23 protein-coding genes, 1 tRNA gene and 1 pseudogene are annotated in these 23228 nt (G+C 39.4%); 23 read left to right on the forward strand and 2 right to left on the reverse strand.

What is annotated here, in order from left to right; genetic code table 11:
• Nucleotides 1-8 precede the first annotated feature (8 nt).
• Nucleotides 9-194, reverse strand: a complete 186-nt coding sequence (locus AC4HCY_RS06280; RefSeq protein WP_323430576.1) for a type II toxin-antitoxin system HicA family toxin — start codon at nucleotides 192-194, stop codon at nucleotides 9-11.
• A 109-nt stretch (nucleotides 195-303) separates the two neighbouring features.
• Between AC4HCY_RS06280 and AC4HCY_RS06285 the strand changes: the two genes are divergently transcribed.
• The 17 genes and pseudogenes from AC4HCY_RS06285 (at nucleotide 304) to cheB (ending at nucleotide 16030) form a co-directional block, all read left to right on the forward strand.
• The gene (locus AC4HCY_RS06285; protein WP_491096086.1) at nucleotides 304-1152 is read left to right on the forward strand and encodes a prenyltransferase/squalene oxidase repeat-containing protein; all 849 of its coding nucleotides are present in this window, start codon (nucleotides 304-306) and stop codon (nucleotides 1150-1152) included.
• 207 nt (nucleotides 1153-1359) lie between these two features.
• The gene (locus tag AC4HCY_RS06290; RefSeq protein ID WP_491095611.1) at nucleotides 1360-2172 is read left to right on the forward strand and encodes an alpha/beta fold hydrolase; all 813 of its coding nucleotides are present in this window, start codon (nucleotides 1360-1362) and stop codon (nucleotides 2170-2172) included.
• Between the two features lie 470 nt (nucleotides 2173-2642).
• Nucleotides 2643-2870 (forward strand): S-layer homology domain-containing protein, encoded by a 228-nt coding sequence (locus AC4HCY_RS06295; protein WP_491095612.1) that lies wholly within the window; start codon nucleotides 2643-2645, stop codon nucleotides 2868-2870.
• A gap of 132 nt (nucleotides 2871-3002) precedes the next feature.
• A complete protein-coding gene (locus AC4HCY_RS06300) occupies nucleotides 3003-3254 on the forward strand; it encodes an ABC transporter substrate-binding protein (RefSeq protein WP_491095613.1) in 252 nt (83 codons plus the stop codon).
• Nucleotides 3255-3533: 279 nt separating this feature from the next.
• Nucleotides 3534-4202 (forward strand): GntR family transcriptional regulator, encoded by a 669-nt coding sequence (locus AC4HCY_RS06305; protein ID WP_323431292.1) that lies wholly within the window; start codon nucleotides 3534-3536, stop codon nucleotides 4200-4202.
• Between the two features lie 190 nt (nucleotides 4203-4392).
• Nucleotides 4393-5361, forward strand: coding sequence for an aminopeptidase (locus AC4HCY_RS06310; RefSeq protein ID WP_323431293.1), 969 nt, complete (start codon nucleotides 4393-4395; stop codon nucleotides 5359-5361).
• 97 nt (nucleotides 5362-5458) lie between these two features.
• Nucleotides 5459-6685, forward strand: coding sequence for a sodium/glutamate symporter (gltS, locus tag AC4HCY_RS06315; protein ID WP_323431294.1), 1227 nt, complete (start codon nucleotides 5459-5461; stop codon nucleotides 6683-6685).
• A 155-nt stretch (nucleotides 6686-6840) separates the two neighbouring features.
• Nucleotides 6841-7169 (forward strand): annotated as a pseudogene (locus AC4HCY_RS06320) (SPASM domain-containing protein); the annotation flags it as partial.
• 118 nt (nucleotides 7170-7287) lie between these two features.
• Nucleotides 7288-7485 (forward strand): asparagine synthase, encoded by a 198-nt coding sequence (locus AC4HCY_RS06325; RefSeq protein WP_323431296.1) that lies wholly within the window; start codon nucleotides 7288-7290, stop codon nucleotides 7483-7485.
• 226 nt (nucleotides 7486-7711) lie between these two features.
• Nucleotides 7712-8551 carry a pyrroline-5-carboxylate reductase gene (proC, locus tag AC4HCY_RS06330; protein WP_323431297.1) on the forward strand — a complete coding sequence of 280 codons (840 nt, stop codon included), beginning with the start codon at nucleotides 7712-7714 and terminating at the stop codon, nucleotides 8549-8551.
• A 24-nt stretch (nucleotides 8552-8575) separates the two neighbouring features.
• Nucleotides 8576-8929: a hypothetical protein gene (locus tag AC4HCY_RS06335; protein WP_323431298.1), complete on the forward strand. Its 354-nt coding sequence runs from the start codon at nucleotides 8576-8578 to the stop codon at nucleotides 8927-8929.
• 316 nt (nucleotides 8930-9245) lie between these two features.
• The gene (locus tag AC4HCY_RS06340) at nucleotides 9246-11930 is read left to right on the forward strand and encodes a bifunctional diguanylate cyclase/phosphodiesterase (RefSeq protein WP_323431299.1); all 2685 of its coding nucleotides are present in this window, start codon (nucleotides 9246-9248) and stop codon (nucleotides 11928-11930) included.
• Nucleotides 11931-11961: 31 nt separating this feature from the next.
• A complete protein-coding gene (locus AC4HCY_RS06345) occupies nucleotides 11962-13587 on the forward strand; it encodes an amidohydrolase (protein WP_323431300.1) in 1626 nt (541 codons plus the stop codon).
• Nucleotides 13588-13636: 49 nt separating this feature from the next.
• Nucleotides 13637-14263: a DUF4230 domain-containing protein gene (locus tag AC4HCY_RS06350; RefSeq protein ID WP_323431301.1), complete on the forward strand. Its 627-nt coding sequence runs from the start codon at nucleotides 13637-13639 to the stop codon at nucleotides 14261-14263.
• A gap of 93 nt (nucleotides 14264-14356) precedes the next feature.
• Nucleotides 14357-14432: transfer RNA gene (locus AC4HCY_RS06355), tRNA-Lys, on the forward strand.
• A 121-nt stretch (nucleotides 14433-14553) separates the two neighbouring features.
• On the forward strand, nucleotides 14554-14700 hold the full coding sequence (locus AC4HCY_RS06360; protein ID WP_491095614.1) for a hypothetical protein: 147 nt from the start codon (nucleotides 14554-14556) through the stop codon (nucleotides 14698-14700).
• 262 nt (nucleotides 14701-14962) lie between these two features.
• On the forward strand, nucleotides 14963-16030 hold the full coding sequence (cheB, locus tag AC4HCY_RS06365) for a chemotaxis-specific protein-glutamate methyltransferase CheB (RefSeq protein ID WP_323431302.1): 1068 nt from the start codon (nucleotides 14963-14965) through the stop codon (nucleotides 16028-16030).
• Nucleotides 16031-16125: 95 nt separating this feature from the next.
• Here the strand turns inward: cheB and AC4HCY_RS06370 are convergent, their stop codons facing one another.
• Entirely contained in the window at nucleotides 16126-16296 is a 171-nt protein-coding gene (locus AC4HCY_RS06370) for an aspartyl-phosphate phosphatase Spo0E family protein (protein ID WP_323431303.1), read from the reverse strand.
• A gap of 89 nt (nucleotides 16297-16385) precedes the next feature.
• Between AC4HCY_RS06370 and cooS the strand changes: the two genes are divergently transcribed.
• The 6 genes from cooS (at nucleotide 16386) to aroB (ending at nucleotide 23205) form a co-directional block, all read left to right on the forward strand.
• Nucleotides 16386-18299, forward strand: a complete 1914-nt coding sequence (gene cooS / locus AC4HCY_RS06375; RefSeq protein ID WP_323431304.1) for an anaerobic carbon-monoxide dehydrogenase catalytic subunit — start codon at nucleotides 16386-16388, stop codon at nucleotides 18297-18299.
• Nucleotides 18300-18585: 286 nt separating this feature from the next.
• Complete coding sequence (locus AC4HCY_RS06380; protein WP_491095615.1) at nucleotides 18586-19815, forward strand: DUF438 domain-containing protein; 1230 nt, start codon at nucleotides 18586-18588, stop codon at nucleotides 19813-19815.
• A gap of 182 nt (nucleotides 19816-19997) precedes the next feature.
• Nucleotides 19998-20156, forward strand: coding sequence for a hypothetical protein (locus AC4HCY_RS06385; RefSeq protein ID WP_323431306.1), 159 nt, complete (start codon nucleotides 19998-20000; stop codon nucleotides 20154-20156).
• A gap of 85 nt (nucleotides 20157-20241) precedes the next feature.
• Nucleotides 20242-21255: a 3-deoxy-7-phosphoheptulonate synthase gene (gene aroF, locus AC4HCY_RS06390; RefSeq protein ID WP_491095616.1), complete on the forward strand. Its 1014-nt coding sequence runs from the start codon at nucleotides 20242-20244 to the stop codon at nucleotides 21253-21255.
• Between the two features lie 13 nt (nucleotides 21256-21268).
• Nucleotides 21269-22117 carry a prephenate dehydrogenase gene (locus tag AC4HCY_RS06395; protein ID WP_491095617.1) on the forward strand — a complete coding sequence of 283 codons (849 nt, stop codon included), beginning with the start codon at nucleotides 21269-21271 and terminating at the stop codon, nucleotides 22115-22117.
• Nucleotides 22117-23205 carry a 3-dehydroquinate synthase gene (gene aroB, locus AC4HCY_RS06400; RefSeq protein ID WP_491095618.1) on the forward strand — a complete coding sequence of 363 codons (1089 nt, stop codon included), beginning with the start codon at nucleotides 22117-22119 and terminating at the stop codon, nucleotides 23203-23205. The genes AC4HCY_RS06395 and aroB overlap by 1 nt, the downstream gene beginning before the upstream one ends.
• Nucleotides 23206-23228 lie beyond the last annotated feature (23 nt).

A 23228-nucleotide genomic window follows, 5' to 3' on the forward strand; every position in this document is an offset into this window, starting at 1 on the left:
GAGGACTTTTATTTAAGCCCTGCTTGTTTTAGGATTGCATTTAGTGTACCAAGTTTTAAGCCTTTATTATGATTTGGGATTTGAACTTTTGCTGTTTTGATTGGGTGTATCAAATGAATGTGTGAACCGCGTTGATTTTTAATTTCCCAACCATCACGCTGAAAATGCAGAGCTAGACTACCAGGCTGATGCAAGGGCGGTTTTCGTTGCTGCAGGATAGATTTTCCTGTATAATAGTAATTGGCTTATGTGATAGAAATGAATTGGAGCATGGATATACAATATGAGATGAAGGTGAAAGAGATGGCCATAGATAAGCAATATGCATCAGATGTCGAAGCCATATTGTCGCATAGATACGATAATGGGTCCGACCTGTGGACAACACCAGATAAGCGTCTGCTAAAAGGAGCACCGTTCTCAACTCTGGAGAGCGCGCTTTTCCTGTTGGAATTGGGGATGGAGCCCACGGACCCTTTGCTGAGAGAAGCCGCAGAACTGCTCTTCAGCACCTGGCAGGAGGATGGACGTTTCAAGTTGTACCCGAAAGGCTCTATTTACCCATGCCATACCGCTCACGCCGCCAATGTGCTTTGTCACATGGGGTATGCTGGCGATATCAGACTGCAGAAAACCTTCCGGCATTTTTTGGATATACAGTATATAGACGGCGGCTGGCGCTGCAATAAATTCAGCTTTGGCCGGGGGCCGGAAACGGAGTATTCAAATCCCTTCTCAACGCTTACCGCCTTGAATGCCTTCCGTTTTAGCGACTATCTCAATAAAGAACCGGCCCTTGACAAGGCCGTAGATTTTTTGCTGGAGCATTGGACGATCAGGAAGCCCATCGGCCCGTGCCACTATGGAATCGGCACATTGTTTATGCAGGTCGAATATCCTTTCCGCAACTACAATCTTTTTGTTTACGTCTATGTTTTATCCTTTTACGACCGGGCAAAGGAAGACAAACGTTTTCACGAGGCCTTGGAAATGCTGGAATCAAAAATGTCGGATGGGCAGATCGTGGTTGAGCGTGTTGTTCCAAAGCTGGCTGGGCTTTCTTTTTGTAAAAAAGGTAAACCAAGCCAATTGGGAACAAAACGCTATCATGAAATTTTAAAAAACCTTAGCAGTGTACGACCCACCATATAGAAGTAATAAGTTGTAGAGTCTTTGGTGCTACAGCTTTTTACTTTACCGCCACTTTATGGAGGCATACGGCTGTATACAAGGGTTGTCATGGCCATTGCCCGCAGAAAGCCGGCAGGCAAAGCATTTAAAATTCACTCAATCATTCATAAACTCGTGTTTGAGTGAATAACATGTCAATATAGCCATTAAATTGCTGGGGGTATTTTGATGGGATATTATGTTAGAGTAGAGTCAAACGTAAAAATTTATGTAGAGGATCTTAATCCGGAAGGCCATAAGACGATTGTATTTCTGCATGGTTGGCCCGGAAGCCATAAATTATTTGAATATCAGTTTAATGAGCTTCCTAAAAGCGGATATAGATGTATTGGAATTGATCAAAGAGGATTTGGCAAATCCGATAAGCCTTGGAGAGGCTATGATTACAACCGGTTGGCTGACGATGTCAGATGTGTGGTTGAGACGCTTCATCTACAAGATTTTACGCTGGCAGGCCACTCAACAGGCGGGGCAATTGCTATTAGATATATGGCCAGACATAATGGATACGGTGCATCTAAACTTGCTCTTTTTGCAGCAGCGGCTCCCAGTCTTATCAAACGCCCTGATTTCCCTTATGGCTTAGAGACGGAGGCTGTACTCAAAATCATTGAGGGAACATATAGCGATCGCCCTAAAATGCTGAGGGATTTTGGCGATATATTTTTCTTTCAGTATATAACTGAGCCCTTCTCTTCTTGGTTCCTGCAATTAGGGTTGGAAGCGGCAGGCTGGTCAACTGCTGCCATTGCAAATACCTGGTTGCGTGAAGAACTATTTCATGATTTAGGAACAATAAACGTACCAACATTGATTATACATGGCATACATGACAAAGTCGTTCCATTTCAATTAGGTGAAGTACAAAGGAGAGGTATCAAAAATTCAAAGCTTATACCGTTTCAATATAGCGGTCACGGATCGTTTTATGACCAGCGGGACCTGTTTAATGAGGAATTGATGAATTTTATTGAGGAATAAAATTTTTACAAGATAGAATTTTGTGATAAAAATGTTAGAAACCAATAAATTTGCCAGATAAGGCAATGAAGCTGTAAGAATGAAAGACAAGTAGACTGCATAGTTGCTTAATTTATTCTTTAGAAACAAAAGAGCAGGTGAAAAGAGGAGTGAAATGGGAAGGATGATTGTAATAATACTCTATTATTGGTAATATTGACGTATAAGCAAAAAGGAAAATCATGAATATGTAGATGAAAATATTTTACGATAGATGAAACACCTGCTGCAGGCTTTAAACGCTTTTGCCGCGAGATTGGGAAGATTGACATTCATGCCGGCGAACGCCTTTTGAAAATCGGACTGCCTAATGCTGTCACCATCGGCGAAGCAGTGGATGCTATGAGATCTATTCGATGCACTGAGGAGACATACCTTGTCATCGATAATTTTCAGTTTTTACATATTGCGGAGATAGCGAAAGATATTGCGTGCAACTGCCGGGCAGATGGTCCGAGGTATATGTTAATGGACTGGGCAACGCTGAGTTTGTGAAAATGCTCGTAGCGGCTTATGCTAAAAATGAAGTTGAATATTTGATAAGTATAGGTGTGGTAAACGGATATTTAGATAATACGTTAAAGCCTAAAAATCTCATAGCAAGGGAAGAAGCAGCAAAAATAATCTATGAATGTATTTTAATAAGTGATGCTTTTTGAGCAAAATAGCAGAAGGAAAATGGCGCCTGTCTTTTTCTGCTGAAATTAAAGGTAGTTATCCTAAATTGGGATAGCTACCTTTTTGATATTAGATGCAGTGATTGATGCATTATCTACTGAAGCATTGAAAAAATGGTTGCTGCATTAAGAAATGGTGAACTTGATGAAGGGAGTCCTATAAGCCAGAATATTCAACTCTGTGGAGAGGACTCTAATGTAACGGTTGTAGAGTTTCCATCGGTTGCAATTACTTCTGTAAACTTCTATATGAAGCGCGAAAGAAAGGTGAGAGATATTAATTTAAGAAAAGCAGTTCTCTATGCCATTGATCAGGACGAAGTAATTTCAGTAATGGAGAGTGATATGCTTTTTAAAGCTGATTAGCCGCTTGTAATGCTCAATGCCGGCTTCTATCCTAAACAGGACCTTTAAAAATCTGCAGAGTTTTTAAATGATTATCATGAATCAATAAGTAAGTGATTTATATCTATTTAGAGTAGAATCAAAACAAGAGCCATCGAAAGAAGGAAAGCTCTTGTTTTTTGTCAGCCTAAGCATAAAATTTACTTATTTTAAAACCTGGCTGATTATGATATAATAATAGAAATTCTATAGAATATTTTCTGTATAGAACGGGAGGGGAGCCTTTTATCAAGGATACATATGGATGACAATGGGAAACTTAATATAAAAACAGTAAGACGGCAGACTCTGAATCAAAAAGTTTATGAAGCACTAAAGCTATCTATATTGGATGGTGATTTACCCCCAGAAACTAAGCTGAATGAGGTACAGGTAGCGGAACAGTTAAATGTAAGTCCAACTCCGGTAAGGGAAGCTTTTAGGATGTTAGCATCAGAGGGATTAGTTGAAATAATCCCATGGAAAGGTGTTATTGTTAAAAATTTTTCCCAAGATGAGGTTTTAGAGGTATATCAGTGCAGGGAAGCATTAGAAGTCTTAGCAGTTCAATTAGCAGTAGATAAGATTAATGAAGAAGATTTGCTGGAACTTGATAAGTACATTGTTCAATCTAGGGAAGCTGACAGCGTTTCCCAATTAGTTGATATAAATACAAAAATACATAGTTTTATACTAAATAAATCTGGAAACAAGAAGCTGGATTTTTTGCTTGGATTGCTTAATGATGTTTTACTTCATGACAGGAATATATCAGCATTTGATGTTAATAGAAGAAAGGAAATCGAAGAAGAGCATATTGAATTATTGAATGCTTTAAGAGGCAGAGATATAGTAAGAGCTGAAGAAGCTATAAGAAACCATATAAAAAATGGATATAATTATATTGAAAAGAAGTTAAAGAATAATTAGTGAATATGAGCGGTACAAAACCAAAGTCTATCAACAAAAATTTAGACTTTGGTTTTATTTTTCAACAATATATTCTATAGAATATATAATATTGTGTTGAAAAATTCAGAACAATGTGATAACATGTACTCACTATATTCTATAGAATATATAAAATAGTAGTCTGCGATAGAGATAAGGAGGCAATTAATTGAAAAAGATACTAATGGCGAAAGTATCCAGTACTATTCTTGAGGCTTGTATTGGAGCAAAAGAGGGTGAAAAGATATTAATAGTTACTGAGCCAGAGAAATTATTAATATCTGAGAGCATTGCGACAATTGCTTATCAAATGAAAGCCGAGCCCATAATTTCAATCATAGTTCCTAGAGAAAATGATGGGCAAGAGCCGCCGCAACCAATAGCTGAAGCAATGAAGTCCAGTGATGCTTTTATTTGTGTGGTCGGAAAATCAATTACTCACACTCATGCAGTCAAGAACGCAATTGCTAATGGTTCAAGAGGAATTGTAATGACTCAATTTAGTGAGGATATGATGATTCACGGTGGCATGCAGGCAGATTTTAAGCAGCTAAAGCCAATTTGCATGTCTATGGCAAAGGCATTAGAAAATGGTAAAGAAATTAGGCTTACAACACCATATGGTACAGACTTAAGTTTCTCAGCTGAAGGTCGGAGGGGGAATGCATTGTACTGCATGGTAGAAAAGGGTGAATTCTCCACAGCCCCTACGGTTGAAGCAAATGTATCTCCAATTGAAGGTACGGCTAACGGGAAAATTGTAGCAGATGCAAGCGTTCCTTATATTGGGATAGGATTGTTGGATGAGCCAATATATCTGGATGTAAATAATGGACGGATAACTTCTATCTCCGGCGGGCGGCAAGCAAAGATTCTTAGGGAAGATTTAGAATTCAAGAATGATGAAAATGTTTATAACATAGCAGAATTAGGAGTAGGGTTAAATCCCAGCTGTAGGTTCATAGGACTCATGTTAGAGGATGAAGGGGTTTATGGTTCAGTTCATATAGGAATAGGAACCAATATTACATTAGGCGGAAATGTAAAGGCAGCGTGCCATTATGATTTAATAATGACTCAGCCAACCATTGTCGTAGACGGCAGAACAGTATTAAAAGATGGGGAAGTCGTTCTATAGCTGTAACATCATGATTATTCTCCTAATAATTTAATTAAGCTACAGAAAGGCATATATGGAAGGCTTAAAAAATTTATTGTAACAAGGAGGAAAGAAAATGTTATTAGAATTAAATATTTATCATACTTGTGCAATTGCAGTCTTGGTCCTTATGCTGGGTGGTGCAGTACGAAAAAAAGTTAACTTTCTGCAGACATATTGCATTCCTACTCCGGTAGTAGGCGGTTTAATATTTACTATATTAACTCTTATAGGTCATCAGACCGGAAGCTTCAATTTTAAATTTAATTTTGTACTCAGCGATTTTTTTATGCTAATTTTCTATTCAGGAATTGGATTTACAGCCAGTATAAAGCTCCTTAAGAAAGGTGGAGTTAAGGTTATCACATTTCTAATTGTATCATCTGTATTAGTATTATTGCAAAATGGCTTAGGAGCCATTATGGCTAAACTGATAGGTGTTGATCCATTGATAGGAATAGCAACTGGTTCCATACCTATGACTGGCGGACATGGTACGTCTGCAGCTTTTGCACCAGTTCTTGAGCAAGCCGGATTAGCAAATGCTACTACAATTACATTGGCTGCAGCAACATTCGGGTTAGTTGCCGGCAGTTTAGTAGGTGGCCCGGTCGGAAGATATTTAGTGGAGAAAAGCAGAAAAAGGGAAGCAGCAGCTAATCTGCAAGGATTTAATATATCAGAGACTGAAAATTTGGCAACTAAAGATTTTAATATAGAAGTTGAAAGTAAAAATGGCACCATCTCAGAAAAGAGAATGGCTTCAGCTGTATATCAACTTTTCCTGGCTATGGCATTGGGAAGTATAATATCCCAACTTTTAGCCAAAGTTGGATTAACATTTCCTGCATCAGTTGGAGGAATGCTAGCATCAGCAATTTTTACTAACATCGCTGACTATACTGATAGAATCGAAATTAAATATTCTGAAATAAAGGTTATGGGTGATATTGCACTGTCAATTTTTTTAGCTATGTCAATGATGAAATTGCAATTATGGCAGCTGGTAGATTTAGCTGTTCCAATGCTAATTCTTTTGTTCGTACAAACTGTTTTAATGATATTATTTGCAATTTATATTACATATAAAGTTATGGGCAATGACTATGAAGCTGCTGTTATGTCCAGTGGACACTGTGGATTTGGATTAGGTGCTGTACCTACTGCAATGGCAAATATGAAAACGTTGGAAGAAAAATATGGACCTGCAAAAGAAGCATTTTTTATTGTGCCATTAGTAGGCAGTCTATTTATCAATTTTGTGAATTCAATACTAATAACATTATTTATTAATATATTGTAAAATATAAGCTATTTGCTGCTATTATCGTCAGACTCTTTTTGATATAATAGCAGCATCAAAACAGGCGGCGATATACTATGATTCAGAATCAACAAGCAATGATATTAAGTCCATATATGGCTCTATATGATATGTCATTTAAATATTTTTTGGATATGGCGCCAGAAGAGCAGCGCGAATTTATGTATCATCAGATAAGAAAGTTCCGAAGTACAAAGCCCCTTTTTACTATGGATTTTTGGAATGACGGAGAGTATGTAAGCGGGCGTATAGAGGGTGGATGCTGCTTAATGCAAATGGAGACATTGAGCATTGTACATCTATATCATTACTCTGATTCCAGTATTTATAATTAAACACTACTAGAAGCATATAAATCCTCCCTATTTATGCAATATCATTTTAACTAGCAATCCACCTGACCCCTTGTCCGCTCTTGGACAATCCGGGCAGACTTAGCGATATGGTTGAAAAATCCGGTGCAGTGTTTCTGCGATTGCAATTTTAATGATACAAGCGATATAAAATTTCAAAGGCATAATATCATAAAAAAAACAAAAACTATTAAACAAATCTAAATCTTTCTAATGAGGAGGTATTTTATGCGCGAAGGACTGATCCCTACTGTTCTTGGTACAGCTGTTACGGCAGCTGGTATATCAATGCGGGCAAGAGACATGCAAAGATATGGCATGACAAAAAGGGATACTAAAGTAGCCATTGGAGCCGGCTTGATTGGTTTAGGACTGGCACATATAGCGCTTGGAGGCATAGACCTTTTTACTGATAGGAGATCTTAGATTGAAGTGCGGGGCTCAATAGGCTCCGCACGAAATAGAGGAGCTTGCGGAAGCAGGCTCTTTTGCTTTTCAAATTGCCATTAGCCCTATAGCAGAAATTTGGAGAAAGTTGAAATATTATACATCACCATACATAAATAATTGGGAATTGACAACAAGTAAATATAGAAATATAATAAATTTCAATGCTATAAGCACATACATGATATTAGGGAGCTGAATAGTTATGAGCAAAAATATTGGATTTATAGGCAGTGGAAATATGGCGGGAGCTATGATCGATGGCCTGCTGAGTTCCGGCATTACTGCTAGAAGTAATATAATGGCAAGCAATAGGACCAAAGATAAGCTTGATAAGCTAAAAGCAAAATACGACATACAAATAGCCATAGATAATAGGGAAGTTGCAGAATTTGCGGATATTTTGATACTGGCTATAAAGCCAAATAAATATGGTGCAGTAATAAAAGAAATTTCAGGATATATTAAGGATGAATCCATTATAGTGGCCATTGCTGCAGGAATAAGCATAGATACTATATCAAAGCTTTTTGGGAAAAAGCATAAGATCGTCAGGACTATGCCTAATATTCCTGCTGTAGTAGGAGAAGCAATAACTGGATTATGTTATAATGAACAGGTAAAGGAACAAGAACTCAAATGGGTTCTTGAGATATTTAACAGCTTTGGCATCGTTGAGACTTTAGATGAAGAATTAATGGATGTAGTTACTGCTGTATCAGCATCTTCGCCTGCTCTGGTATATATGTTTATTGAAGCCCTTGCAGATGGAGCCGTCCTCAAAGGCCTCCCAAGAGATAAAGCATATAAGATGGTCTCACAAGCGGTATTGGGAGCTGCAAAAATGGTGTTGGAAAGCGGTAATCATCCCGGACAACTGAAGGATAGAGTATGTTCTTCAGGAGGTACAGCTATAGAGGCCATTTATTCATTGGAAAAGAAAGGCTTCAGAGGCCATGTAATAGAATCTATAGAGCGTTGTACAGAAAAGGCCGCTAAATTAGGAAAAACATTGAATGGTTTGAATAATGGCAATGAAAAATAGCATAGGTTGAAGGAGGTAAGTATTTTGCTTATTAAATTGGATACCACAATTGACGAGTTGATAAAAAACAAAAAGATAAAAGCAAAATGGTCGGAAATTGAAAGCTATGGTATTACAGAAATGATCAATCTTCTTTGGCAGGACGAAATTGAATATGGCAGCATAGGTCAGGCTACCATGGTCAAGGATAAGGCGGCATATCAAAATCTATTCGAAGGAATACCTTACAAATCAGAACGCGGGTATGAAACTATCATAAGAGCATACATAGATACGGATGATAATATTGTTTTCCAAAGCAGCAAGGGTAATGTGTTCTTGTATGAAACAGATGAGATTGACGGGGAGGATTTGAAATATTATAATACCGGCGAATAGAAATCGGCTGAAGCATATGTAAAAAGAAGAAAGCAGTTTTAATAGGAGTTTATAGCTGTCTCAATTTGAGACAGCTATTTTTTGTACCTATTAGGCTTGTACATAAACTTGGCATTCATATGAAATTCTCATGGCGAATATTGTAAATATCATTCACTTTTCTGATGAAATTTGTTACAATCTAAGTATTACTTTCCTTAAAATGAAAATGTTTCTCACAAAACTATTATACAATAGTTGCATATAAATCCTCATTTCATACATAAAAGAAAAATCCTTATAGAAATATATATTATAAAAAGTAGGGGGTACTTCCATGAGGAGGAATTTGAGAACAAGAGCCATATTGATAAGCAGCATAGCAATTATGATTTTTTCCACTGCTATAGGTGCGTTCATTTACTACTTCGCTTCTAATACTATTGTTGAAAACATTTCTGAATCTCTGACCGAGATCGCGCTTCTCGGCTCTAAGGCTGTAGGAAGCAGCTTGAAGGGAAGCCTGGAAGTTATAGAAACCATAGCCGCCGAAGAACTAATAAAAGATCCGAATGCTTCTCCGGAAGATAAAATTAAATCATTGATAAATGAAGCAAAGAGAAAAGGCTTTGCCAGAATAAGCATCACTGATATATTAGGAAATGCAGTTACCACTGACGGTATTAAGCTATATGTAGGCGACAGAGAGTATTTCAAGCTTGCTATAAAGGGAATAAAAAACATATCAGACCCTGTAACCAGCAGAGTTGACGGAAAGCTGATCATTACCTTTGCTGTACCTATAGTAAATGGTGAAGAGATTATCGGGGTTTTGTACTCTACCCAGGATGTTGAAGTTCTATCTAAAATAACTGATGGAATAAAGCTGGGGCCACGCGGAAGATCATATATAATTGACAGCATGGGAACAACTATAGCTCATGAAAGACGGGATCAGGTAAGCAATAAAGTCAACATTATTTTGGATTGGGAAAAGCTAGGCTTTGATGAAAGCATACATGATTTTTTCATCGATATGCAGAAAAATGAAAAAGGAGCAGGACAATATATTTTTGATGGTCAAAAAACATATGCCGGGTATGCGAGAATACCCGATACCCATTGGTATTTTGGCATATCTGCACCTAAAGCACAGGTTTTTAAGAGCATAGATCAGATATACTTCTTTGTTGGATTTTTGCTATTGCTCATAATAATCATATTTTCAGCCGCTCAGTTTTATATACGAATCCTCAGAAAAAATCTGGAAACTGAGAAAAGCATAGCAGCTGCTGCTATTGACGCCGCTAATTTGATAATAATAGGCATGGGCAGAGAAGGCACAATATTTGAGTTCAACAGATATGCCGAAATAAAGCTGGGGTACAATAAAGAGGATATAGCGGGGGGGTTGAAGCTGGAGGATATTATAAATCCTGATGCTGCTCCTTCTTATGATAAATTGATGGAGCACATAAAAAACGGAAAAAGCTTAAACTCCCTGGAACTGTCCTTAAAGAATAAGACCGGAGATAACCTGTACCTTCTATGGAATTTGAACCTAATGCCTGGTTATGAAGATGAATACTTTGAAATTGTGGGTATGGATATCAGTGAAAGGATAAAAATTGAGAAAGATCTGATAGAAAGCCATGAGGAGTTGACTTCTCTTTATGAAGAGCTTTATGCTTCGGAGGAAACTCTAAGAGAACAGTATGAAGAATTATCAGAAAAAGAGAAGAGCATTCATAAGCTGGCATATTATGACCCATTGACAGGCTTATCCAACAGGATAAATCTGGAGGCCGGCTTTAACAGCAGTGTTCTGAACAAAGATATAAAAGCTGCACTGCTTTATATGGACCTGGATAATTTTAAATTTGTGAATGATACTTTTGGGCATTCTTTAGGGGATGAGCTGCTGGTCAGAGTAGGAGAGAACATCAAAGAAACGGTCAAAGAGGGTTATATAGCTGCTAGGCTTGGCGGAGACGAGTTTATGATTCTGATAACCGATTATGAAGATCTGCACGAAATTGAGCTTTTTGCAGACAGGCTGTTAAAAAACTTTGAGCCTAATTTTCATATAGGAAACACATCTATAAATATATCGACAAGCATAGGCATCGCTCTTTATCCTGACAATGGAAGCGATTTCAAGGAGCTTCTGAAATGTGCGGATATCGCCATGTATGCTGCTAAAGAAGCCGGCAGAAGGAATTATGTCTTCTTTGACAAGAACATGAATGATAGTATAGTCAGAAAGATGAAGATTCAAAACAGCATGAAAAAGGCCATGGAAAATAATGAATTTTCTCTGCACTATCAACCCCAGTATGAAATAGCATCTAACAGGATCAGGGCATTTGAGGCTCTGCTCAGGTGGAACAGCCCTGAGCATGGGTTTGTATCACCTGCAGACTTTATAGGCATTGCTGAGAGTTCGGGGCTGATAGTCCCTCTGGGTGAATGGGTGCTCAATGAAGCCTGCGACTTCATAAGGCATGTAATTGACATGGGACATGAAAATATCAGCATATCCGTGAATGTATCAGTGATACAGCTTATGCAGGAGGATTTTTTATCAATGGTAGACGGTGTCCTGAAGAATAAAGGCCTCAAGCCATCGTATCTGGAGTTGGAAATCACCGAAAGTGTATTGATTGAGAATATAGATCTGAATATGAAAAAAATAAAGGAGCTGAGGGAGCTGGGAGTCAAGATATCCCTGGATGACTTTGGTACGGGTTATTCCTCCCTGACGTATTTGCGGGAGCTGCCTATAGATGTTTTAAAGATAGATAAATCCTTTATAGACAACATTTTATCCACTGGCGAAAAAAGCGGATTAGCAGGATCCATTATTTCACTGGCCCATGATTTGGGACTTGAAGTAGTGGCAGAAGGAGTTGAAAATGAAGAACAATTAAAATACCTGGAGTGGTATAATTGTGATGTGGTGCAAGGGTATCTTTTCAGCAAACCCTTGCCGGGTGAAAAAGCAATTAAATTGATACCGTAATATGTCCTGTTTATCGAAAGGAGTCGTTTTCGTGTATAAGATATTTATTAATGGCAAAATTGCAACAATGGAAAAGAATATGCCTCTGGTGGAAGCAGTAGTCGTTTCAAAGGGTAAAATTGTATATGCAGGAAGCAATAAAGAAGCATTGAAACATCAAAAGCCAAACTCTATGGTTGTGGATTTGAAGGGCAAGCTGATGGTGCCTGGGTTAATAGACAGCCATATGCATCTTTTGAATCTGGGTTCAAGCATGCAAAATATTGACTTAAGCGGAATCGAATCCATAGCAGAATTAAAGGCTCAAATATATGATTTTATAAAAAATAATAATATTGAGCCGGGGAAATGGACTTTAGGATGTGGCTGGAATCAGGACCATTTTGATATCAAAGTATTTCCGGACAGATATGATCTGGATGAAGTATCCGAGGACCATCCCATAATGATTACCAGAGCCTGCGGACATGCTGTGGTGGTCAACAGCAAGGCCTTGGAATTGTGCGGTATAGACAGGAATACAAAGCAAGTCGAAGGCGGAGCAATAGATTTAGATGATGCAGGTGAGCCCAATGGAATCTTCAGAGAAAATGCAATTTCCATGGTATATGAGGCGATCCCCAAGGATGATGTAGAATCCATCAAGGAGATGATCATATCGGCTCAGGAAAAAGCTTTATCCTGCGGCATAACCTCAGTGCAAAGCGATGATTTGCAATCTGCTTCTGGCTTAGGCTTTGAAGAGGTAATTCAGGCATACAAGGAGCTTGCGGCAGAAGGCAGGATGAAAATCAGGCTGTATGAACAATGTTTGCTGCCAACCATGGAGGAATTAAAGAGCTTTTTTGATAAAGGATATTATCCGGGATGGGAAGACAGAACCTTCAAACTGGGGCCTTTAAAGCTTCTTACGGACGGCTCGCTGGGAGCCAGAACCGCATACATGACCCTGCCCTATGAAGACGCTCCCGACAGTTGCGGCATATGCATCTATAGTCAAGGAGAACTGGATGAACTTGTGGCCTATGCTCACGAAAGAAATATGAGCGCCGCAATACACTGCATAGGGGATAAGGCAATGTATATGGCCTTTGACAGCATCGATAGGGCAAAGAATGATATGCCGGATAAGCATGTAAGGCATTCGATAGTTCATTGCCAGATAACAGATGAAAAGCTTTTGGACAAGTTTAAGGAATCAGACGTAATCGCGCATGTGCAGCCTATTTTTCTGGATTATGACCTTCATATAGTGGAAGACAGAATAGGCGCTGAGCGGGCAAAGCGGACTTATAATTGGAAAAGCCTTATAGATAGAGGCGTGCACACAGCCTTCGGCTCCGATTGCCCTGTTGAGCCCTGCAATGTGATGCATGGCATCTATGCAGCCGTGACGAGAAAGGATCTCAGAGGTTATCCGGCAGGCGGCTGGCTGCCGGAACAGAAAATTTCGGTGGAAGAAGCACTATATGGCTTTACTATGGGGGCGGCTTATGCATCCTTTGAAGAAAATATCAAAGGTTCGGTAAAGGCAGGCAAGCTTGCGGATTTCACTGTCTTGTCCGAGGATATATTTGAGATAGAGCCTGATAAAATTAAGGATGTAGAAGTGGCAGCAACAATTATAAACGGAGAGATAATGTGGGGTTCTTTATAATATCATTTAGTAGAAACAGTTGAATCAAATTTTGAGGAGTCTTGGTGGTATGAATTTTAAAAAAATAATATCTATGAAAACTATAGTAATTCTAATTTTAATTTTGGCAATCATCCTCTCAGTGTCAAAAATAATCGATAATAAAAAAACAGCAGAACCGGTCAGCATAGTTGAGAAGCAAACAGTAGAAGATTCCACCGTTATTTTGGAAAGGGTTGAAAGACTGTGGGAATTATCCTCCAATAAATATTTTTACAGCAATGTAGTAGCTTTTAAAGATAATATGAAAATTAAGGATTTTCAAGTGCCCTTTACAGAAAAATCATTTTTGATAAAATACGATGGATATTTGAAAGCGGGTATAAATGCTCAGGATATACAGATATTATCCAATGAAGGGAAAGCTATTGAAGTGAAGCTCAAAAATTCGAAAATACTTGATCATGTCATAGATGAAAAAAGCATATATGTCTATGATGAAAAAAACTCGATGTTTAATAATTTGAGCATAAATGATATTTTTAATCAGCTTTCCACTGAAAAGGATAAGATAGAAACCCAGCTTGAGGAAAAAGGCTTTCTTAAGGATACAGACAATAATATAAAGCTCTTCCTCGAAGAATTCTTGAAGAATCTAGGATATGAAAGCGTACAAATTAGTTTTGAAAATCAATAAAAAAAATAGGTAAATTGATTCATTATAGGTTGACATATTATTTTATATTTTGTATAATGGAGAAGTCGATTGCGACAGCATTCAAATTCTAACGCGCCATTAGCTCAGTTGGTAGAGCAATTGACTCTTAATCAATGGGTCCTGGGTTCGAGTCCCCGATGGCGCACCATCAGAAAAATAAGGCTTGCAAGATTTAAATCTTTGCAAGTTTTTTTATTTTTTCTATATCACTAGACCCGAATCATGTGTCAGCGTTATATAACAAAGTTTGTGCTTATTCATTGCTAAAAATGAACGATGAAGCAATAGAAAGTTTGGAGCGAGCAATAAAATATCATATGCAGAATAAGATTTATGCTAGAGATCACATATTTGCACTTAACGGTCAAAGTAAGGGAACGGGGGAGAAGGGTTCAATTTTCTGGGCTTCCGCTTAGAAGTCAGAAGAGTATAGGAAAGCCTCAGCCTGGGCAGTTGAAAGGCTGCCCTTTTCTATTTCTATAAAATAGCATATAATAAAGAATATAAGCTGAAAAAAATTAAGACTTAAACGTTGCAGCTGTTAACGCCAGATAAATATGGGCGGATTAAGGATTTTACTTTTAGAAAATAAGGTGCTGCAAGGACTGCAGTGTTTTTTGTTTATGTACTGCAAATAAAACAAAAAAACGATAACGTTATGTAGGAGTAGTAAATAATATGAGAAAAATAAGTGTAATTATAGTAGATGATTCGGCGTTATTTCGCAAATTTTTGAATGATGCGGTAGAACGGACTAATTCTGCAGTGGTTCAGGCATCGGTGGCTGATGGTATGGCATGCCTGAATGAGCTGAAGCAAAATAAGGTCGATGTAGTGCTGTTGGATGTAAATATGCCTGGTATTAACGGGATAGATGTTTTACGGGAAATAAAGGAAAAGTATAAGGATACTCAGGTTATAATGATAAGCTCTGCCGGAAATGATAATACGGCCCTTACTGTGGATGCCCTGGAAATGGGGGCTCTGGATTTTATATCGAAACCAAGGGGCAGCAATCCCGAAGCGAATATCTTTCGTATATCAAGCTATTTAAAGGTTTTATTCAATCATATTGCCATCAATAAATTTTATAGTCCGGTTAAGAAGCCGGCAAATGCAGAAGTGGTGAAGCCGAAGACTGAAAGACAGGCACCCAAGTCCAAAATAGATCTGGTTCTTATAGCATCATCAACAGGCGGGCCGAAGGCTTTGTATGATGTTTGCGGTAAACTGCCTTCAAATCTGCAGCTTCCGGTGCTGATAGTACAGCATATGCCTGTGGAGTTTACAGCTATCTTTGCTAAATCCCTGAATAATATATGCAAGCTGGAGGTAGCAGAAGCCAAAGAAGGCGATATGCCTTCAGGAGGAAAAATATACATAGCAAAAGGCGGAAAGCATATGGTGCTCACCAAGTCGGCATCAAACGGCATGACTATAAAATTGATAGAAACGCCGACGGTAAACGGTGTGCGTCCGGCTGCGGATGTGCTGTTTAAATCGGTAGCAGAGAATTTCCCGGATTTAAATATACTGGTCGCTGTCTTGACCGGTATGGGCAAGGATGGTACGGATGGCCTGCGGGAGCTAAAGAAAAACGGAAGATGCTATGTTATAACCCAAAGTGAGAAAACCTGTGCAGTCTATGGAATGCCAAAAAGCGTATATGAAGCAGGTTTATCCGATGAAGTTCTGGATATAGAGGACATAGCAGGTGGTATAATCCGACGCTTAAGCAACCAATAGAGAGTATAAGTTGAACGAGACTTAATTCAGTGCTACAGCACCTCAATAGAATATCATATAATGAAAAAAGTACTGCAAGCTTTGCAGTACTTTTTTCATTTTACCCTCTTCATTATCAGATTATTATATTTTGTGATGGCTTGGTTGAGCTCCTGGCTTGCAGCAATTATCTCAGAATCCTGCAAATCGCCTTTCCCCTCTATTAAGTTTATTAGATTCTCTCTAAGCCTTTCTATATCGTTTAACAACGATTCCAACTCATTCATAATGAAATCCTCCTATTACTAAATATAGAATAACTATGCGCTATTATTGGAAAACTTATTCTAGAAAACTTAAGGAGGGAGTATTCATTATGAATGAGACTATATTGGAAAAAACTGAAGGAAGAGTCAGTTATCATGATTCTGTGGAGGAAATGCTGGTAAGGATCAGAGAAGATGGAATGACTAATGTATTTGACCGCTATGCACTACAGGAAAAAATCCGATGCAAGTTTTGCCTCGAGGGGCTGAGCTGTCAGCTTTGCTCTCAAGGGCCATGCAGAATAAGCGAAAAATCAGGGCAAACCAGAGGGGTATGCGGTATAGGGCCTGATGCCATGGCTATGAGAACTTTCCTTTTACATAATATTATGGGAGCAGGCACATATGGTCATCATGCCTATCAAGCCTTCAGGACTCTTAAGGCTACAGCAAAAGCTGAGACACCCTTTAAGATAACCGATGCAGAGAAGCTGAAATGGATGTGCAAAATGCTGAATATAGATACGGAGCAGGATATAAACAAAATGGCCATCAAGTTGGCGGACTTTCTGCTTGAGGAATTGCATAGTGATTACGATAGACCCAATACAATGGTCGAAGTATTTGCACCTAAAAAACGCAAAGAAGTGTGGAAAAGTTTGGGTATATATCCTGCAGGAGTTATATATGAGGAGCAGGATTGCGTAGCGAGCTGTCTTACCAATGTGGATGGAGACTATGTATCTTTGGCAAAAAAATCTCTTAGACTGGGCATATCAACCATATACAATGCCCAGATTGGCCTTGAAATGGTGCAGGACATATTATTCGGAACTCCAAAGCCCCATGAGGTTGAAGTTGATCTTGGAATAATGGACCCGAACTATGTGAATATAGTTTTTAATGGACACCAGCCTTGGCTCGGAGTGGCAACTTTGCAAAAAGCAAAAACAGATGAGGTTCAGGAAAGAGCAAAGAAGGCCGGAGCCAAGGGGCTCCGCATAGTAGGCTCCATAGAAACAGGACAGGAGCTGCTGCAGCGTTTTGACATGGATGATGTATTCGTAGGGCTGATGGGAAACTGGCTGTCCATTGAGCCCCTGCTTGCAACGGGTACCGTTGATGTGTTCGCAATGGAAGAGAATTGCTCTCCTCCGGCCATAGATCACTACGCAGAAAAGTATGGACTCACTATGGTCAGCGTCAATGACATCGTGAGAATACCCGGCTTGAAATATGCCTTTGACTATAACCCAAAAGAGGTTGATACTGTATCGGATTCACTGATAAATCTTGCTATAGAGAATTTCCAAAAGAGGCATGGGAAAATAGAGCCAAAGGTTCCTAAAATGAAGCAAAAGGCTATAGCCGGCTTCTCTACCGAAGCTGTGCTCAATACACTGGGCAACAGCCTTGATCCTTTGGTTCAGGTAATAAGCGAGGGCAAGATCAAAGGTGTTGCAGCCCTGGCAAATTGCTCTACCTTGAGAAATGGCCCCCAAGACTGGAATACTGTGAATCTTACAAAGGAACTCATAAGAAGGAATATTCTGGTGGTCAGTGCAGGCTGCGGCAACCATGGTTTAGAAGTAGCAGGACTATGCAATCTGGATGCCATCAAGCTGGCTGGAGAAGGCTTGGCAGAGGTATGCAGCATGCTGAAGATTCCACCCGTACTAAGCTTCGGCACCTGTACGGACACCGGAAGAATATCCATGCTGGTAACAGCCTTGGCAGATCATTTGGATGTTGATGTGCCCCAATTGCCCATAGCCGTTACTGCACCCGAATGGATGGAGCAGAAGGCTACTATAGACGGTGTGTTTGCCATAGCTTATGGAGCATATACTCATCTTTCTCCGGTACCTTTTATCACAGGTGCCCCAGGTCTTGTAAAGCTCCTGACAGAGGATGTGGAGGGGCTTACGGGAGGAAAGGTAGGTTTAGGAGACAACCCCAGAGAAGCGGCAGACGGTATAGAAGAGCATATCAACAAAAAGAGAAAGGCCCTTGGGTTGAAATAAGGCTTTACTGAAAATAGACCACTTGATTTGTGGTCTATTTTCAAATGGTGATATTGATTACAGAAATGGTTCTAATTGAGACTTATAATTAACCTAGCATAATTATCCAGGCGATATATCGAAATTCATATAATCATCTATATATAAAACACTAAATATTCTACATGGCTGTCATTCTGAGCGTGAGCGAAGAATCTAGATCCTTCGGTCGTCCCTCTCTCAGGATGACATATAATGTGTTTAATGCGTTATATATAGTTATGAAAATCATTTGGGAGGGTTTTAAATGAGTGAAATAATCAATAACAGAGAATACAGAAAAAAAGTGCTGAAGCAGTTGATACTTGAGCTCCATGAGGGAAAAAGCGCAGAGGAAGTAAAGTCGAGGTTTGCGGAGCTGATTAAAGGAGTATCCGCATCGGAGATATCGGAGATGGAAGCGGCTATAATCGCAGAGGGCATGCCGGTGGAAGAAGTTCAAAGGCTTTGTGATGTTCATTCCGCAGTATTTAAGGGCTCCATTGAAGAGATACACAAGGATGATGAGCGAGAATTTGAAAAAATACCCGGACATCCTCTTAATACTTTTAAACTGGAAAACAGAGAACTGGAAAAATTAATAGGAGGACAACTCAACGATGCATTGAATGTTTTTAAGGCTGATGACGGCAAGGACAATATAAACAAACTCATAGAGAGTCTGAACCTTCTTTGGGATATCGATAAGCACTACAGCAGAAAAGAAAATCTTATCTTTCCCTATCTGGAAAAGTACGGTATAACAGCACCCCCAAAGGTTATGTGGGGCGTAGATGATGAGATAAGGGCTGAAATAAAAGGCATAAAGGTGGAACTGGAAAGCTACAGGGGAAACAAGGAACAAGTGGTAAAAAGACTGGAAGCCCTGATGAAAAAGGTCTCTGAGATGATTTACAAGGAAGAAAACATACTGTTTCCCATGTGCAAGGACAGCTTCACAGAGGATGAATGGATATCAATAATGGAGGAGAGTCAGGAAATAGGCTATTGCCTCACTGAGCCGGAAGGGGTGTGGAAGCCTCAAAGAGTGGATATAGAGAAGAAGGATAAGAATGATGCGGCAGGAGAAGCAGCCGGCTATATAAAATTTGGTACGGGCATCCTAAAAATTGAGGAGCTTGAGCCTCTATTAAATACTTTGCCCTTCGATATAACCTTCATAGATAAAGATGATGTAGTAAAATACTTTTCACAAGGCAAGGAGCGGATATTCGCCAGAACAAAAGCTGTTATAGGAAGGACAGTCCAAAACTGCCATCCGCCGGCAAGCGTTCATACAGTGGAGAAGATATTGCATGATTTCAAATCAGGGATAAAAGACCACGAGGATTTCTGGATCAAGATGGGCAGCTTGTTTGTATACATCAGATATTTTGCAGTCAGGGACAGGGAAGGCAACTATATGGGCACTCTGGAAGTTACCCAGAACATCAAGCCAATTCAGGAGATACAAGGAGAAAAGAGGCTTCTGAGCTAGACAGATACTGCCGCTGCCATCGCCCCCCCGGTAGCAGCGGCTTCCCCATGGTAAATGTCAGCAAGAAAAATAATAATTGACAAAATAGTATATACTGATTAAAATTGCTTTTAATACTAATTTTCGTCCTAAACTTATTCTGAACTAAGAATCCTTTAAATATCATTTTGGAGGCAAATAAAATGGAAAGCATCATTGGAAAGGGAAATGTAATACAGCTTAACGGCTTTTATTATAGCTGCGGCTTGGGCTATTATTATAGCGCAGGCTATTTGTATTGCAAAAAAGAATATCATTCCCAATCTAATGAGTTTGATAATACACTGTATTATCTTTTATAACTATAAGTTGTAATGTAATATAACACATAAAAAAGGAGACTCATTGAATGGGTCTTCTTTTATTTTTATTTAAGGAGGAATGAAAATGATTGTCATTACAATTCCCGGGACACCGGAAGCGGAAATCGTTAAATTGATTAAACAGATTGAAAGCATGGGGCTGACAGTACATAGGTCTATGGGACATAGGTACTGTGTGCTGGGCATAGTGGGAGATACGAGTATCATCGATAAGGACAGCCTCGAAGCATCCAGTATTGTAAAAAGGGTAATGCATGTTCAGGAGCCCTTCAAAAGGGCAAACAGGCTGTTTCACCCAGAGAATAGCCAAATCAATGTCAGTGATGAAATCATAGGAGGAAAGAAGCTTGCCATTATGGCGGGACCATGCTCCGTTGAAAGCGAAGACCAGATATGCAGCATAGCAGAAGCCGTTAAAGAGTCGGGAGCCAGGTTCTTAAGAGGCGGAGCATACAAGCCCAGGACATCACCCTACAGCTTCCAGGGCATGAAGGAAGAAGGACTTGAGCTTTTGAAGACTGCCAGAGCTAAGACCGGGCTTCCCATAGTTACAGAAATAATGTCTCCACAATTGATTGAAAAATTCGTTGAAGATGTAGACATAATACAAGTAGGAGCAAGAAATATGCAAAACTATGACCTGCTGAGGGAGTTGGGCCGTATAAGAAAGCCCATACTGCTCAAGAGAGGCTTATCTGCTACCATTGAAGAGCTGCTTATGTCTGCAGAATACATTTTAGCAGGAGGCAATCAGGATGTGATACTCTGTGAAAGAGGTATCCGGACATTTGAAACCTATACAAGGAATACCCTTGATATTAGCAGCATTCCTGCTATAAAGCGATTAAGCCACCTTCCTGTTATTGTGGACCCGAGCCATGCCGCCGGAATGTGGTGGATGGTAGAACCATTGGCATTGGCAGCTGTTGCTGCGGGAGCAGACGGGCTGATAGTAGAAGTGCATAATGATCCGGAGAATGCAAAATGCGATGGTTATCAATCAATAAAGCCTGCCAGGTTTGACGAGCTGATAAACAAGATAAGGCCCGTAGCGAAGGTAGTAGGCAGGGACATTTAAGGGAGGGAATGATATGAATGAAGGCTCGTTCAACATAACAGTAGTCGGATTAGGAGTGGTAGGAGGTTCCTATGCAATGGCTCTCAGAGAATTGAATCCAAAGGGATTATTCGGGGTTGATGTAAATCCGGACACTTTGAGAAAGGCTGAAAATATGGGAATTATCGACAGAGGGTACACAAAAGCAGAGGAGCCTCTAAAAAAATCCGACTTGGTCATAATATGCATCTACCCCGGACAAATCAGGGATTTTATATATGAGAATATTAATTATTTCAAAAAAGGGACGGTGATTACAGATACTGCTGGTGTTAAAACTGAGCTTATAGATGAAATAAACAGCATTATCCCCGAAAGCGTGGATTTTATATTCGGGCACCCAATGGCGGGAAGAGAAAAAAAAGGCTTAGAATTTGCTTCAAGGGAAGTATTCAAGAATGCGAATTATATAATAACCCCTACAGAAAGAAACCATGCTGAAAATATTAATCTGATTGAAGAGCTTGCAATGAAAATTGGCTTTAGCAGGACGGTCAGGATAAGCCCTGAGAAGCATGATGAGGTAATATCCTATACAAGCCAGCTACCCCACGCCATAGCTGTGGCGCTGATAAACAGTGAATCCTTTGATAACAGTACGGGCTCTTTCATAGGCGACAGTTTTAGGGATTTTACGAGGATTGCCAGCATCAATGAAGAGCTATGGACGGAATTGTTTTTTAAGAATAATTCAAATCTGGTTAAGCAAATTGAATTGTTTGAGGAAAAGCTATCCATAATAAAAAATGCAATAGTAAAAAAGGATAAAAATATACTTGTGGAGAATTTCATAGAAGCTGGCAGAAGAAGAGGGGCGATTTGATGAACAGATGTCTTGATATAAATTTAGTTCATAAGAAATATCCGCTATATATCCAAAGGGGATTGTTCAATGAGCTTGGGACAGAGATAAAAAAGGTATACGGCGGCTCGAAAATAGCAGTAATCACTGATGAAAACCTGAACTATCTATATGGCAGCCGACTTTTATCAATACTTAAGGCTGCAGGCTTTGAGGCAAGCAGTATAGTGCTGCCCCCCGGAGAAAAAAGCAAGTCCTTCGATACCCTTTTAAACATATACGACTCATTGATAAACTCAGGAATCAACAGGAGCCATCTTATAGTCACATTTGGGGGAGGCGTGGTAGGAGACATAGGGGGATTTGCAGCCTCAACATACCTTCGTGGCGTATCTTATGTGCAGGTTCCCACATCGTTGTTGGCTCAGATAGACAGCAGCATAGGAGGCAAAGTGGCCGCAGATCTTAAGCAAGGCAAAAACCTTGTTGGAAGCTTCTATCATCCGGATGCAGTATTTATAGATCCGGAGCTCTTGAAAACTCTCGACGAAAGATTCCTGCACGACGGTATGGCGGAAGCAATTAAATACGGCTGCATAAGGGATAAAAAAATGTTTCATGCCTTGATGGATTATAATACATCAGAAGAATTGGATGAAAATATGGAATATATAATACATTCCTGCTGTGCTATAAAAAAAGAATTTGTAGAAAAGGACGAAAAAGATACGGGAACCAGGATGCTCCTGAATTTCGGGCATACAATAGGCCATGCTGTAGAAAAATACTTTAATTACGAGAAATATACCCACGGTGAGGCCGTAGCCATAGGCATGCATATGATGACGAGATTCAGCGAAAATTTGGGCATAACAAGTGCCGGGACTGCCGGGGCCATAAGGAATATACTATGCAAATATAAGCTTCCCCACAGCATAGAAATTGCTGATGCTTCAAAAATATTTGAGAACATCAAGCTTGACAAAAAAAATGCGGGAGATCATATAAATATTGTTGTACTTAAGGAAATAGGCGATGCTGAAATATTAAAAACCAGTACAGACTTCATAGAAGAGAAATTTCATTTAAAAGAGTGCATTATCAGTTAGCACAACTTCAAATTCTAAAGGCG

The sequence above is a fragment of the Lutispora sp. QWL-02 genome (assembly GCF_058315355.1).

Bases quoted from the DNA above. Each gene is read 5' to 3' on its own strand.
- AC4HCY_RS06285 (WP_491096086.1), top strand. From the start codon at position 304: ATGGCCATAGATAAGCAATATGCATCAGATGTCGAAGCCATATTGTCG.
- AC4HCY_RS06290 (WP_491095611.1), top strand. From the start codon at position 1,360: ATGGGATATTATGTTAGAGTAGAGTCAAACGTAAAAATTTATGTAGAG.
- AC4HCY_RS06300 (WP_491095613.1), top strand. From the start codon at position 3,003: ATGGTTGCTGCATTAAGAAATGGTGAACTTGATGAAGGGAGTCCTATA.
- AC4HCY_RS06305 (WP_323431292.1), top strand. From the start codon at position 3,534: ATGGATGACAATGGGAAACTTAATATAAAAACAGTAAGACGGCAGACT.
- gltS (WP_323431294.1), top strand. From the start codon at position 5,459: ATGTTATTAGAATTAAATATTTATCATACTTGTGCAATTGCAGTCTTG.
- AC4HCY_RS06325 (WP_323431296.1), top strand. From the start codon at position 7,288: ATGCGCGAAGGACTGATCCCTACTGTTCTTGGTACAGCTGTTACGGCA.
- proC (WP_323431297.1), top strand. From the start codon at position 7,712: ATGAGCAAAAATATTGGATTTATAGGCAGTGGAAATATGGCGGGAGCT.
- AC4HCY_RS06340 (WP_323431299.1), top strand. From the start codon at position 9,246: ATGAGGAGGAATTTGAGAACAAGAGCCATATTGATAAGCAGCATAGCA.
- AC4HCY_RS06350 (WP_323431301.1), top strand. From the start codon at position 13,637: ATGAATTTTAAAAAAATAATATCTATGAAAACTATAGTAATTCTAATT.
- AC4HCY_RS06360 (WP_491095614.1), top strand. From the start codon at position 14,554: ATGAACGATGAAGCAATAGAAAGTTTGGAGCGAGCAATAAAATATCAT.
- cheB (WP_323431302.1), top strand. From the start codon at position 14,963: ATGAGAAAAATAAGTGTAATTATAGTAGATGATTCGGCGTTATTTCGC.
- AC4HCY_RS06370 (WP_323431303.1), bottom strand. From the start codon at position 16,296: ATGAATGAGTTGGAATCGTTGTTAAACGATATAGAAAGGCTTAGAGAG.
- cooS (WP_323431304.1), top strand. From the start codon at position 16,386: ATGAATGAGACTATATTGGAAAAAACTGAAGGAAGAGTCAGTTATCAT.
- AC4HCY_RS06380 (WP_491095615.1), top strand. From the start codon at position 18,586: ATGAGTGAAATAATCAATAACAGAGAATACAGAAAAAAAGTGCTGAAG.
- AC4HCY_RS06385 (WP_323431306.1), top strand. From the start codon at position 19,998: ATGGAAAGCATCATTGGAAAGGGAAATGTAATACAGCTTAACGGCTTT.
- aroF (WP_491095616.1), top strand. From the start codon at position 20,242: ATGATTGTCATTACAATTCCCGGGACACCGGAAGCGGAAATCGTTAAA.
- AC4HCY_RS06395 (WP_491095617.1), top strand. From the start codon at position 21,269: ATGAATGAAGGCTCGTTCAACATAACAGTAGTCGGATTAGGAGTGGTA.
- aroB (WP_491095618.1), top strand. From the start codon at position 22,117: ATGAACAGATGTCTTGATATAAATTTAGTTCATAAGAAATATCCGCTA.